Raw genomic sequence first — 13,151 nt, 5'->3', positions numbered from 1 at the left:
GGGGCGGTGCTACGCCTGCCACGACGGCGGCGACCGGCGGCGACCCGACAGCGGCGGGCGGCGACCCGACAGCGGCCGGCGGCGACCAGACAGGAGAAACGCGGGGAGGTGCCGACGCGCGCGTGCCACCGGCCGGCAGGACCGGATCGGCAATCGAGGAAGCGCAGCGTACAGGCGTCATGGAACCAAATGGAACCGAAGGGGGTGGAAAACCGTCACACGACCGTCATGGGACGGCCGGTGCGCCGGCGGCGGGTAGGATCGACTATCAATCGACTATCAATCGACTATCAATCGACTATCAATCGACTATCAATCGACTATCAATCGACTATCAATCGACGAACCGTCGATGAACATCGAATGCCGTCCGCGGCACGACTCGCGCTAGCGTACACGCTCTATGATGTGCTGACAACCCGCCCGCGCTTGCGCCCGGACCGGTGCGCCGGTCCGGTACAATGCGCGCCCCGCGGGCACATGCCTGCGCGCATGTCTGACATCTGGCATTGGAGGACCTCATGGAATCGCGAATCACCGAGCTGGAGGTCAAGCTGGCCTTCCAGGAAGACCTGCTGGAAACGCTGAACCTGACCGTCGCCAGGCAGCAGCGGCAGATCGAATTGCTGCAGGAGCAAATGCAGGCGCTCTACCAGCAGTTGCCCGCGGCCACCGGCACCGCCGCCGACGGATCGGTGCAGGAAATCCCGCCGCACTACTGAGCGCCCACGGCGCTGATTTGCCGATGGTGGAACGCCGGGACGCCGCCCGGGTCTGACCGAGGTGACCACTCCAGCATCGCGCATGTCTTCGATCTCTTCGCACGGCCGCCGCCGGGGCATCCGGCGACCCCTGGCGGCCACGGCCGCCGCCGCGGCACTGGGCCTTGGCGTCCTGTCCGGCGCGGCCCTCGCCGGCTACAACATCTGGACCGGCGAATACACCTTCACCAGGCAGGAGCTGCAGCGCGCCGTCGAAGGCCGCTTTCCGGCGACGCTGCGCTATGCCCAGGTGCTCGACGTCCGGCTGACCCGGCCGCGGCTGACGCTCGATGCGGTGGGCAACCGCATCACCACGCAGGTCGACGCGCAGCTGACCAACAGCCTGCTGCCGGCGCCACCGGTCAACGGCACGCTGGCCCTGAACAGCGGCTTGCGCTACGACCCGGTCAAGCGCGCGGTGCTGCTCGACAACCCGACCGTCGAGCAGGTACAGGTCGACGGCGTGCCGGGCCAATACAGCGCGCAGCTCAATGCGGTGGGCAATCTGGTGGCACAGGAACTGCTGAAGGACTATCCGCTGCACACCTTCAAGCCCGAGGAACTGCAGGTCAACGGCAAGCAGGTCGAGCCCGGCGCGATCACCGTGACCGAGGACGGTATCGCGGTGAAGATCGAGACGAAGTAGGGCGCGGACATCGCGCGGGGCGAATGCCCCCCATTGGGCGGCAAGGCGTCCAAGGCCCCCCAAGTCCAAGCCCCCCAAGTCCAAGCCCCCCCAAGTTCAAGCCCCAAGGCCCAAGGCCCCAAAGAAAAACCGGCGCATGAAGCGCCGGTTTTCTCGTCGACGCCCGGTCTCGACCGGGGCGTCAGGGCAGGTAGCCTTACTGGATCTTGGCCTTGTCCCGCAGCGACTTCATCATCGACTGGAACTGCTCGCGTTGCCAGTTCTGATCGCTCATCAGCATCTGCTGCAGCTGCGGCTTGGCTTCCTCGAAGGTCGGGATCTTGGTCTCGCGCTCGTCCTCGAGCAGGATCACGTGCCAGCCGAACTGCGTCTTGACCGGGGTCTCGGTCATCTGGCCCTTCTTCAGGCCGGCCATCGCGGCCGAGAACTCGGGCACATAGCTGTTGCTGCTGGCCCAGTCCAGATCGCCACCGTTGGCGGCCGAGCCCGGGTCCTTCGACGAGGCCTTGGCCACGTCGGCGAACTTGGCGCCGCCCTTGATCTTGGCGATGATGGCCTGCGCTTCCGCTTCCTTCTCGACCAGGATATGGCGGGCGCGGTATTCCTTGCCGTTGCCGAACTGGGCCTTGATCTTGTCGTACTGCTTGCGCAGCTCGGCATCGCTGGTGCCGTGGGTGCGCACATAGTCCTCGAACACCGCGCCGGCCAGCACGTTCAGGCGCGCCTGTTCCAGCTGCTCCTGCACGTCCGGGTTTTGCGTCACGCCGCGCTTGGTCGCTTCCTGCACCAGCAGTTCGCGATCGATCAGCATGTTGCGCGCGCGATCCCGCAGCTCCGGGGAATCCGGCTGGCCGGTGCCGGCGATCAGCTTGTCGAGCTTGGCCGACGGAATGCCCTTGCCATTGACGACGGCGGCATTCTGGGCGAGTGCGGGCAAGCTGCCAGCGGCAAGCACAGCCGCCAGGCTGAACGAGAGGACAGTGGTCTTCATGGAATCAGTGTTGGGAAGTCTGGGGAAGGCTGGACGAATATGCAGAGGCTTGTGCAGACACCGCGCGGATGATGATCATTGCGCGGAATACTCTTGCTCGGTGAATGCGGACACTGCCAGGGCATGGATCCGCATGGGGGAAGAGACTGCGCAGCGCATCATACACCATGCGATGTCGGGCGACCCGGCTCGCGCCGGCGAAGCGTTCGCTGACGATGGTGACATGATAGTGGCCGCCGCCCGAGGCGGCGCCCGGATGCCCCGCGTGCAGCGCGCTGTCGTCGCGCACCGTCAGTTGCGAGGGGGGCGAGTTCGGCGCGCAGCAGGGCATCGATCTGCGCGGCGGTGTTGTCGGCGGTGCCGGCGGCGCCTTCGGGAGGCAGCGAAGAAGAGACGTCGTTCATGGTGCGATGCCCGCTCAGTCGCGGGCGCGTTCCTGCGCTTTTTCCGGCGCGTTTTCGTGCATATGGCGCGACAGCCAGAGGCTTTGCGCGACGATGAAGACCAGCATCAGGCCCATGCTGCCGAACAGCTTGAAATTGACCCAGATGTCGGTCGAGAACTGGTAGGCCACCCACAGGTTCAGCACGCCCATCACGGCGAAGAAGCCGGCCCAGGCGGTATTGAGACGGCCCCAGACCGGCTCGGGCAGCTTGACGGATTTTTCCATCATCGCCCGGATCAGGTTCTTGCGCCAGATCGCGGCGGACGCCAGCAGCGCGACCGCGAACAGCCAGTACAGCACGGTCGGCTTCCACTTGATGAAGGTCTCGTTGTGCAGCAGCAGCGTGGCGCCGCCGAACACCACGATGATCAGCAGGCTGATCCACTGCATCGGTTCGACCTTGCGGTGGCGCAGCCAGACCCAGCCGATCTGCACGATGGTCGCCGCGATGGCGACCGCCGTGGCGGCGAAGATGCCCGCCAGCTTGAAGGTGACGAAAAACAGGATGACCGGGAACAGGTCGAACAGAAATTTCATGCGGGTCCGTCAGGGGAAGGCGATGCCGGCAGGCGGCATCGCGGAATCGTTATCGTGGGGCCTGGCCGCAGGGTCAGCGCCGCGGGTCAGCCAGGGTTGCCGGACTGGCCGGCGTCGTCGGCGGCGCCCGGTTCGGGCTCGCGGTCGTCGAATTTTAGCGCAGCCGAATTGATGCAATAGCGCAGGCCGGTCGGGGCGGGGCCATCCTCGAAGACATGGCCCAGGTGGCTGCCGCATTCCTTGCAGCGCACCTCGATGCGGACCATGCCGTGGCTGCGGTCGACCTGTTCGTCGATCACCTCACCGTTGATGGGGCGGAAATAGCTGGGCCAGCCGCAGCCGGCGTCGAACTTGGTGGTGGACTCGAACAGCGGCGTGCCGCAGCCCACGCAGCGGTAGATGCCGGGCTCCCAGTGGTCCCAGTAGCGGCCGGTAAAGGCGCGTTCGGTGGCGGCCTCGCGCGTGACGCGGTATTCGATGTCGGACAGTTGCGCGCGCCATTCGGCTTCGGTCTTGTTGACGGGCATGATGCGGATCCTCGTGGGGATGATCGGACGGTCGGTGTCGGGGGCGATATGGGCCTATATCGACCTGTATCGGCTGTATCGGCCTGTCTCGGCCGATGCCGGGGCGATCAGGGCGATCAGGACGAACAGCTTACCTCGATACCGGACGCCCAGTCGGGCGGCAGCGCGGCGTACGACTCTGCCTCGGGCTGTTCGTCGAACGGCCGCGACAGCACCGCCAGCAGCCGCTGCACTTCGGTGAAATCCTTCTCCTTGGCGCGCTGGATCGCCACCTCGGCCAGATGGTTGCGCAGCACGTACTTCGGATTGACGGCCAGCATCGACACCGCGCGCGCCGCGTCGTCCGAGCTCTCGGCGCGCAGGCGGGCGCGGTAGCGCTCGGCCCATGCGTCCCAGCCGGCGCGGTCCATGAACAGGTCGCGCACCGGCGCGTCCCGGCTGCCGTCCGCCGAGGAGATGCGGGCGAGATTGCGCCAAAACAAGGTGTAGTCGACCCGCTGCGTATGCAGCAGGCGGAACAGGTCGGTCAGCAGCGCCTCGTCGGCGCTGTCGTCGATACCGGTGCTGGCCAGGCCCAGCTTGGCGCGGTACAGCTGGAAGAAGCGCAGCGCATAGCGGTCGCGGAAGGGATCGAGCCCGGCGTGCGCGGCCTCGATCGCGGCCTCCTTGGCCGCCTCGGTCGGGGCCTGCCCGTCCTCGCGCTCGAGCCACAGCGGCAGCAGCGCCTGCGCCAGGCAATGCAGGTTCCAGAAGCCGACCTGCGGCTGCTGGCTGTAGGCATAGCGGCCCTGGTTGTCCGAGTGGTTGCAGATATGGTTGGCGTCGAAGGCGTCGAGAAAGCCGAACGGGCCGTAATCGATGGTCAGGCCGAGGATCGACATATTGTCGGTGTTCATCACGCCGTGACAGAAGCCCACGGCCTGCCATTGGGCCATCAGGTCGGCGGTGCGCAGCGACACCTCGCGCAGCAGCGCCTGGTAGGGGCTGACGGTCTCGCCGCCGACGCTGTCGCGGCATTCCGGCATGAAGCGGTCGATGACGAAGTCGGCCAGCTGGCGCAGCGCGGCCACGTCGTCGTGCGCGGCGAAATGCTCGAAATGGCCGAAGCGGATGAAGGTGGGCGCCAGGCGCGTGACCACCGCGGCGGTCTCGATCGTCTCGCGGCGCACCGGCGCGTCGGAGCCGACGATGCACAGCGCGCGCGTGGTCGGAATGCCCAGCGCGGCCATGGCCTCGGAGCACAGGTATTCGCGGATCGACGAGCGCAGCACCGCGCGGCCGTCGCCCATGCGCGAATACGGCGTCTTGCCCGAGCCCTTCAGCTGGATCTCCCACGGGCCGTTCGCGGTCTGCGCCTCGGCCAGTCGGATCGCGCGCCCGTCGCCGAGCTGGCCGGCCCACACGCCGAACTGATGGCCCGAGTAGACGGTCGCCAGCGGATCGGCCCAGTCGGGCACGCGGTTGCCGATGAAGATCTCGGCGAAGTCCTGCAGCGGCGGCGCCTGGTCGGGGCTGGTCGGGTCGCCCGCTTGCCAGCCGAGCAGTTCCCGCCGCGGCCGGGGCCACGGCGACCAGGTACGGTGAGGGCAGCGGGGTCGGCTGCAGGCGCGTGAAGAAACGCTCGCCGAGCGCGGCAAAACCGGGCGCCACGGAGAAGGGCGGTTCGCTCGGGGCGGGATTCGCGCTCGTCTCGGCCGAAGCATCGAGTCCAGTGAAAACGGGGGGAATCGTCGGACGCCCGAGTGGACCCCGACGGTGGCAAAGCGGAAGACGGACGAGAGGACATGAGATCGGGGCCTTGGCATGACGCGCCGGGCAGGCGGGGGGCTGGGACCGGCGCGGTGCAACAGCCTGCTATCGGTGGCCTGCCTGGAAGTGCGCTTGCAGGCTAGGGAAAACGACATGTTGAGGTGCAACATGGCTGGCAGTATTGTACTTGCACGCCGCATTTTCCCTGGTCTGACCGCGGCGCCGCCGCCGGTGTTCCCGCTTGTTCGCTTGTTCCCATCGCGGCGGCGCGGCCATCACCGGCAGTCTTCCCGTCATGTCGCCCGCTTGCACGCCCGCAGTGCACCGGGGGTAGTGCATGAGAGGGCAGTGCGAGCGTGTTTGTCGACGCCTTCCGCTGGAAGGTTTTTGTCGGCCTAAAAAAGAACGATTGTTCGCTTCTCGGCTTGGCCGCAGCGGACATCGCAACCGATACAGGAGACCATTCCCATGGCATTGATGGGACAAATGATGGGCGCGCCGTTGCTCATTTCCTCCATCATCACCCACGCCGCCCGCCATTACGGCAGCACCGAAATCGTCTCGCGGCGCACCGAAGGGGATCTCCACCGCTATACCTACCGCGATTGCGAGCTGCGCGCGCGCAAGCTCGCGCAGGCGCTGGGCAAGCTGGGCGTGCAGCCCGGCGAGCGGGTCGGCACGCTGGCGTGGAACGGCTACCGCCATCTCGAGATCTACTATGCCGTGTCGGGGATGGGGTCGGTCTGCCACACCATCAACCCGCGGCTGTTCCCCGAGCAGCTGGCCTATATCGTCAATCACGCCGAGGACCGCTACGTCTTCTTCGACCTGACCTTCCTGCCGCTGGTCGAGGGCCTCGCGCCGCATTGCCCGCAGGTCAAGGGCTGGGTGCTGATGAGCGACCGCGCGCACCTGCCGGCCGAATCGAAGCTGCCGCTGCTGTGCTACGAGGATCTGCTCGAGAGCCAGGACGGCGACTACAGCTGGCCGAGCTTCGACGAGAACACCGCGTCCAGCCTTTGCTACACCTCCGGTACCACCGGCAATCCGAAGGGCGCGCTCTATTCGCATCGCTCCACGGTGCTGCATTCGTATGCGTCGGCGCTGCCGGACGCGCTCGGCTGCTCGGCCAAGGACGTGATCCTGCCGGTCGTGCCGATGTTCCACGTCAACGCCTGGGGCCTGCCGTACTCGGTGCCGCTGGTCGGCGCCAAGCTGGTGTTCCCCGGGGCCAAGCTCGACGGCGCCTCGCTGTACGAGCTGTTCGAGCAGGAGCAGGTCACCTTCTCGGCCGGCGTGCCGACGGTCTGGCTCGGCCTGCTGCAGCACGTGCAGGCCAACAAGCTGCGCTTCTCCAGCTTCAAGCGCACGGTGATCGGCGGCTCGGCCGCGCCGCCGGCGATGATCAAGGCGCTGAACGCGCTCGACGTCGAGGTGATCCATGCCTGGGGCATGACCGAGATGTCGCCGCTGGGCACCACGTGCAAGCTGCTGAACAAGCATCTGGCGCTGCCGCCCGAGCAGCAGCAGGCCATCCTGGAGAAGCAGGGCCGGGTCATCTACGGCGTCGACATGAAGATCGTCGACGGCGAGGGCCGCGAGCTGCCGTGGGACGGCAAGGCCTTCGGCGACCTGATGGTGCGCGGCCCGTGGATCATCGACCGCTATTACCGCAGCGACAGCTCGCCGCTGGTCGACGGCTGGTTCCCGACCGGCGACGTCGCCACCATCGATGCCGACGGCTACATGCAGATCACCGATCGCAGCAAGGACGTGATCAAGTCCGGCGGCGAATGGATTTCGTCGATCGACGTGGAGAACGTGGCCGCGGCGCATCCGGCGGTGCATATGGCCGCCTGCATCTCGGTCCACCATCCCAAGTGGGACGAACGGCCGCTGCTGGTGGTGATGAAGAAGCCCGGCACCGAGCTGACGCGCGAGGAGCTGCTGGCCTTCTTCGAGGGCAAGGTCGCCAAATGGTGGATTCCCGACGATGTCGCCTTCGTCGACGAGATCCCGCTGACGGCCACCGGCAAGATGCAGAAGCTGAAGCTGCGCGAGCAGTTCAAGGACTATCGGCTGCCGACGGCCTGAGGCGGGGCCGTCGCAGAGCACGTGCAGCAGCGGCGGCGCCTTCGGTGGCGCCGCCGTAGAAGCAAACGGGCCCATGGGGAAAGCCGCGAGACAAGCGGCGGCCCCGGTCGCCCGCTCATCACGATAGCCAACGAGAGAAAGAGAGAAGGAGACAAACCATGATCAGATTGCGTCCGCTCGTCGCCGGCGTGGCATTGCTCGCTGCGTTGGGTCCGGGGGCCGCCGCGGCGGATACGGTGAAGATCGCGTTCATCGATCCGCTGTCGGGATTGATGGCGCCGGTCGGCCAGAACCAGCTCAAGAGCTGGCAGTACGTCGCCGAGCTGGCCAATCAGAAGAACTGGGCCGGCGGGCACAAGTTCGAGGTCGTGGGATTCGACAACAAGCTGTCGCCGCAGGAGAGCCTGACGATCCTGAAGCAGGCGGTCGACCAGGGCATCCGCTACGTGGTGCAGGGCAATGGCTCGTCGGTCGGCCTGGCGCTGCAGGACGCGGTGGCCAAGCACAACGAGCGCAACCCCGGCAAGGAGATCATCTATCTGAACTATGCCGCGGTCGATCCGGACATGACGAACTCGAAATGCAACTACTGGCATTTCCGTCTGGACGCGAACTCCGACATGAAGATGGAGGCGCTGACCACCTATCTGGCGCAGGACCAGAACGTCAAGAAGGTCTACCTGATCAACCAGAACTACTCGTTCGGCCACCAGGTCGCGCGCGCCGCCAAGGAATATCTGAAGCGCAAGCGTCCCGACATCCAGGTCGTCGGCGAGGACCTGCACCCGCTGGCGCAGGTCAAGGACTTCTCGCCGTACGTGGCGAAGATCAAGGCCGCCGGCGCCGATACCGTGATCACCGGCAACTGGGGCAGCGACCTCGCGCTCCTGATCAAGGCCGCCAAGGACGCCGGGCTGAACGCCAACTTCTACACCTACTACGCGGGCACCACCGGGGTGCCGACGGCGATGGGCGCGGCCGGTGCCGACCGCGTGCGCTATGTCGGCTACTACAACCCGAACAACAAGGGCTTCCGCGGCTCGGACGTCATCGAAGGCTACGAGAAGAAGTACAACGACGACTTCTACGTGATGGCTTCGTACACCGGCATCGCCATGCTCAGCAAGGCGTTCCAGACCGCCAAGTCGACCGATCCGGTCAAGGTCGCCAAGGCGCTCGAGGGCATGAAGGTCGAGAGCATGAACGGCACCGTCGAGATGCGCGCCACCGACCACCAGGCCCAGCAGCCGCTGACCATCGCCACCTGGACCAAGGTCGACGGCAAGGAAGTCAAGTACGACCAGGAAAACACCGGCTACGGCTGGAAGACCAACGCGGTGCTGGACGCGCATGTCGCCGCTCAACCCACCTCCTGCCAGATGAAGCGTCCAGGCTGATTCCGGACGCGCCACGCGCGGCGCGCCCGTGGAGTCGATGCCCGCCAGTGCCGGTGGTATGCTGCCGGCCCCTGGGGGCACAGATACGGCCGCCGCGCCCGCCCTCGCTTCGCCTTCGCCGGTCGGCGGCCCATGCCGCCGGCCCGGCGCCAGATGGAAGGACTGGCTGTGGAATTCTTCATCATCTCGCTGTTGAACGGCATCAGCTACGGGCTGCTGCTGTTCATGCTGTCGTCGGGCCTGACGCTGATCTTCAGCATGATGGGCGTGCTGAACTTCGCGCATGCGAGCTTCTACATGCTCGGCGCCTATTTCGCCTATTCGATCTCGACCACGATCGGCTTCTGGCCGGCGCTGATCGTCGCGCCGCTGCTGGTGGCGGTGGCGGGCGCGCTGGTCGAGCGCTTCGGCCTGCGGGCGGTGCACAAGTACGGCCACGTCGCCGAGCTGCTGTTCACCTTCGGCCTGGCGTACCTCATTGAGGAGGGCGTCAAGCTGGTGTGGGGACTGGCGGCGGTGCCGTACCGGATTCCGGCCGAGCTCGACGGTCCGCTCTTCACCGTGTTCACCTCGGCCTTCCCCAAATACCGCGCCTTCATGATGCTGGTGTCGCTGGCGATGCTGGTGGCGATCTACCTGGTGCTGACGCGCACGCGCATCGGGCTGGTGATCCAGGCCGCGCTGACGCATCCCGAGATGGTCGAGGCGCTGGGCCACAACGTGCCGCGCGTCTTCATGCTGGTGTTCGGCGGCGGTGCCGCGCTGGCGGGGCTGGCCGGCGTGATCGGCGGCAATGCCTTCGTCACCGAGCCGTCGATGGCGGCGGCGGTCGGCTCGATCGTGTTCGTGGTGGCGGTGGTCGGCGGCATGGGCTCGCTGGTCGGGGCGTTCATCGCGTCGATCCTGATCGGGCTGCTGCAGACCTTCGCGGTGACCATCGACGCGTCGCTGGCCGGCATGTTCAATTCGCTGGGGCTGAACGTGACCAGCGAAACGCCGTTCTATTCGCTGTGGCGGCTGACGGTGGCGCAGGTCGCGCCGGTGCTGCCGTATCTGCTGCTGGTCGTGATGCTGATCTTCCGCCCGCGCGGCCTGATGGGAACCCGGGAGAGCTGAGGCGATGGAATCGACGATGCAACGCACGCAAGACACCGCGCTGAGCGGCGGCACGATGCGCTACCGGCCGCTGAACCTGGGCCGCTGGCTGCTGTGGGGCACCACGGCGCTGCTGATGCTGGTGCTGCCGCTGATCTTCACCGGCGGGTTTGCCATCACGCTGATGTCGCAGATGGGCATCATGATCGTGTTCGCGCTGTCGTACAACATGCTGCTCGGGCAGACCGGCATGCTGTCGTTCGGGCACGCGGTCTACTCCGGCCTGGGCGCGTTCATCGCGGTCCATGTGCTCAACATGGCCGGCGCCGGCACGGTATGGATGCCGGTGTCGCTGCTGCCGCTGGTCGGGGGCCTGGCGGGCGCCTTCTTCGGCGTGATCTTCGGCTACGTGACGACCAAGAAGTCCGGCACTACCTTTGCGATGATCACGCTTGGCATCGGCGAGATGGTGTTCGCCAGCTCGCTGATGTTCCCGGAGTTCTTCGGCGGCGAGGGCGGCATCTCGACCAACCGCGTGGTCGGCGAGCCGTTCCTGGGCATCACGTTCGGGCCGGGCCGGCAGGTCTATTACCTGATCGCGATCTGGTGCCTGCTGTCGATGGCGGCGATGTACGCGTGGACGCAGACGCCGCTGGGCCGCATCGCCAACGCGGTGCGCGACAACCCGGAGCGCGCCGAATTCATCGGCTACAACACCCAGCGCGTGCGCTATCTGGTGCTGATCCTGTCGGCGTTCTTCGCCGGCATCTCGGGCGCGCTGGCGGCCATCAACTTCGAGATCGTGTCGGCGGAGAACGTCAGCGCCGTGCGCTCCGGCGGCGTGCTGCTGGCCGCCTTCATCGGCGGCGCCGGCTTCTTCTTCGGGCCCATCATCGGCGCGGTGGTGTTCGTGCTGTTCGCGGTCGCGCTGTCGGACCTGACCAAGGCCTGGCTGCTCTACCTGGGCCTGTTCTTCGTGCTGATGGTGATGTTCGTGCCGGGCGGGCTCGCCAGCCTGCTGATGATGCAGCTGCCGCTGGTGGCGCGCGGCAAGTTCCGCCAGATGCTGCCGTCCTACGGGCTGTGCGCGCTGGCCGGGGTGGTACTGCTGGCGGCGATCATCCTGACGGTGGAGCTGGTCTACAAGGTGCAGGTCGACAGCGCCAACGGCACCGCGATGTCGCTGTTCGGCATCGCGTTCGATGCCGGCACGCTGGCGCCGTGGGGCGTGGCGGCCGCGCTGTGGCTGGTGGGGCTGGCCGCATGGCGCTTCACGGTGGGGCAGGCACGCCTGCGTTGGGACAAGGTGCAGGCGGAAATCGCGGGAGGAGCGGCATGAGGCGGGATACCACGGCGGCGCTGGAGCTGACCGATGTGCGCAAGCGCTTCGGCCAGACCGAGATCATCCGCGGCGTGACGCTGAACATCGCGCGCGGCGAGCGCCATGCGCTGATCGGCCCCAACGGCGCGGGCAAGTCGACCACCTTCAATCTGATCTCGGGCCGCTTCGCGCCGACCTCGGGCTCGGTGCGGCTCAATGGCGAGGAGATCGGCGGCCTGCAGCCCTTCGTGATCAATCGCAAGGGGCTGTCGCGCAGCTTCCAGATCACCAACATCTTCCATCGGCTGACGGTGTTCGAGAACCTGCGCTGCGCGGTGCTGTGGGCGCTGGGCTACAAGTACTCGTTCTGGCACCGGCTGTCGGAGCTGCGCGACGCGCGGGAACGGGCCGAGGAGGTGCTGGAGCTGATCGGCCTGCAGCACCGGCGCCATACGCAATCGGGCCTGCTGACCTACGCGGAGCAACGCGCGCTGGAGATCGGCATCACCATCGCCGGCGGCGCCGACGTGATCCTGCTGGACGAGCCGACCGCCGGCATGAGTCGCTCCGAGTCGGACCATGCGGTCGAGCTGATCCGCAAGGTCACCGTGGGCAAGACGCTGGTGATGGTCGAGCACGACATGAGCGTGGTGTTCGGGCTGGCGGACCGCATCTCGGTGCTGGTCTACGGCGAGGTGATCGCCACCGGCACGCCCGAGGCCATCCGCAACGATCGCCGCGTCAAGGAGGCCTACCTGGGCACGACGCTGGACGACGGCGAAGGCGGGGGCGAAGACGAGGGCGCGGTGGGCGCAAGCGCAAGCGAGGGGGCGCACTGATGGGCAAGCGCATGCTGGAAGTGCAGGGGCTGCACGCCTACTACGGCAAGAGCCATATCCTGCATGGCGTCGATCTGCATATCGACGAGGGCGAGATCGTCGCGCTGCTGGGGCGCAACGGGGTCGGGCGCTCGACCATGGCCAAGGCCATCCTCGGCATGGTCAAGGCCGAGGGCTCGGTGCGCTTTCGCGGCGACGAGATCCTCGGGCGGCGTACCTTCGAGATCGCGCACCTGGGCGTCGGCTACGTGCCTGAGAACCGCGACATCTTCCCCACGCTGACGGTGCGCCAGAACCTGCTGCTGGGAGAGAAGCCGAACCCGCGCCAGAGCCGGCCGCGCTGGAGCACCGACGACATGTTCGCGCTGTTCCCGCGCCTGAGGGAGCGCGAGAACACGCCGGCCGGCGTGCTGTCCGGCGGCGAGCAGCAGATGCTGACGCTGTGCCGCACGCTGATGGGCGACCCCGACCTGGTGCTGATCGACGAGCCCACCGAAGGGCTGGCGCCGATGATCGTCGCCCAGGTCGCCGACTATCTGAAGGTGCTGAAGGAGCGCGGCGTCTCGGTGCTGCTGATCGAGCAGAAACTGGCGATCGCGCTCGACATCTCGCAGCGCGTCTACGTGATGGGCCACGGCCATATCGTCTTCGAGGGAACGCCGGCCGAGCTGAAGGGCAATGCGCAGGTGCGCAAGGAGTGGTTGGAGGTTTGAGGGCCCCAGAACAGGCTGTTGAAGAGGCCGCTAAAG

General features: G+C 66.8%; 11 protein-coding genes and 2 pseudogenes. 8 read left to right on the top strand and 5 right to left on the bottom strand.

Annotation, left to right across the window (positions count from 1 at the left end):
- Positions 1–521: 521 nt before the first annotated feature.
- Together OJJOAM_RS01890 and OJJOAM_RS01885 are read left to right on the top strand one after the other, a co-directional pair.
- The gene (locus tag OJJOAM_RS01890) at positions 522–722 is read left to right on the top strand and encodes a SlyX family protein (RefSeq protein ID WP_149318810.1); all 201 of its coding nucleotides are present in this window, start codon (positions 522–524) and stop codon (positions 720–722) included.
- A gap of 82 nt (positions 723–804) precedes the next feature.
- A complete protein-coding gene (locus tag OJJOAM_RS01885) occupies positions 805–1,407 on the top strand; it encodes a DUF1439 domain-containing protein (RefSeq protein ID WP_149318809.1) in 603 nt (200 codons plus the stop codon).
- Between the two features lie 196 nt (positions 1,408–1,603).
- Here OJJOAM_RS01885 and OJJOAM_RS01880 read toward each other — a convergent pair whose 3' ends face one another.
- The 5 genes and pseudogenes from OJJOAM_RS01880 to OJJOAM_RS01860 all read right to left on the bottom strand — a co-directional run bounded on the left by OJJOAM_RS01880 (position 1,604) and on the right by OJJOAM_RS01860 (position 5,557).
- Positions 1,604–2,398 (bottom strand): peptidylprolyl isomerase, encoded by a 795-nt coding sequence (locus OJJOAM_RS01880; protein WP_265632377.1) that lies wholly within the window; start codon positions 2,396–2,398, stop codon positions 1,604–1,606.
- A gap of 75 nt (positions 2,399–2,473) precedes the next feature.
- Positions 2,474–2,802: pseudogene (locus OJJOAM_RS01875) on the bottom strand (BolA family protein).
- A gap of 14 nt (positions 2,803–2,816) precedes the next feature.
- Complete coding sequence (locus tag OJJOAM_RS01870; protein WP_422648714.1) at positions 2,817–3,380, bottom strand: septation protein A; 564 nt, start codon at positions 3,378–3,380, stop codon at positions 2,817–2,819.
- 86 nt (positions 3,381–3,466) lie between these two features.
- Positions 3,467–3,907, bottom strand: a complete 441-nt coding sequence (gene msrB / locus OJJOAM_RS01865) for a peptide-methionine (R)-S-oxide reductase MsrB (protein ID WP_422648713.1) — start codon at positions 3,905–3,907, stop codon at positions 3,467–3,469.
- 116 nt (positions 3,908–4,023) lie between these two features.
- Positions 4,024–5,557: pseudogene (locus tag OJJOAM_RS01860) on the bottom strand (protein adenylyltransferase SelO).
- A 567-nt stretch (positions 5,558–6,124) separates the two neighbouring features.
- Between OJJOAM_RS01860 and OJJOAM_RS01855 the strand changes: the two are divergent.
- From OJJOAM_RS01855 to OJJOAM_RS01830, 6 genes are all read left to right on the top strand, one after another.
- Complete coding sequence (locus OJJOAM_RS01855; RefSeq protein WP_150082975.1) at positions 6,125–7,750, top strand: 3-(methylthio)propionyl-CoA ligase; 1,626 nt, start codon at positions 6,125–6,127, stop codon at positions 7,748–7,750.
- A gap of 158 nt (positions 7,751–7,908) precedes the next feature.
- Positions 7,909–9,147, top strand: a complete 1,239-nt coding sequence (locus tag OJJOAM_RS01850; protein WP_422648712.1) for a branched-chain amino acid ABC transporter substrate-binding protein — start codon at positions 7,909–7,911, stop codon at positions 9,145–9,147.
- Between the two features lie 168 nt (positions 9,148–9,315).
- On the top strand, positions 9,316–10,263 hold the full coding sequence (locus OJJOAM_RS01845) for a branched-chain amino acid ABC transporter permease (RefSeq protein ID WP_150082973.1): 948 nt from the start codon (positions 9,316–9,318) through the stop codon (positions 10,261–10,263).
- Positions 10,264–10,267: 4 nt separating this feature from the next.
- Positions 10,268–11,581 carry a branched-chain amino acid ABC transporter permease gene (locus OJJOAM_RS01840; protein ID WP_422648711.1) on the top strand — a complete coding sequence of 438 codons (1,314 nt, stop codon included), beginning with the start codon at positions 10,268–10,270 and terminating at the stop codon, positions 11,579–11,581.
- Positions 11,578–12,402, top strand: coding sequence for an ABC transporter ATP-binding protein (locus OJJOAM_RS01835; protein ID WP_422648710.1), 825 nt, complete (start codon positions 11,578–11,580; stop codon positions 12,400–12,402). The genes OJJOAM_RS01840 and OJJOAM_RS01835 overlap by 4 nt, the downstream gene beginning before the upstream one ends.
- Entirely contained in the window at positions 12,402–13,115 is a 714-nt protein-coding gene (locus OJJOAM_RS01830; RefSeq protein ID WP_422648709.1) for an ABC transporter ATP-binding protein, read from the top strand. The genes OJJOAM_RS01835 and OJJOAM_RS01830 overlap by 1 nt, the downstream gene beginning before the upstream one ends.
- Positions 13,116–13,151 lie beyond the last annotated feature (36 nt).

It is taken from the genome of Cupriavidus sp. H18C1 (genome assembly GCF_049311595.1).
GTDB classification, from domain to species: Bacteria; Pseudomonadota; Gammaproteobacteria; order Burkholderiales; family Burkholderiaceae; genus Cupriavidus; species Cupriavidus cauae.
This window is presented reverse-complemented; position numbering and strand designations above follow the sequence as displayed.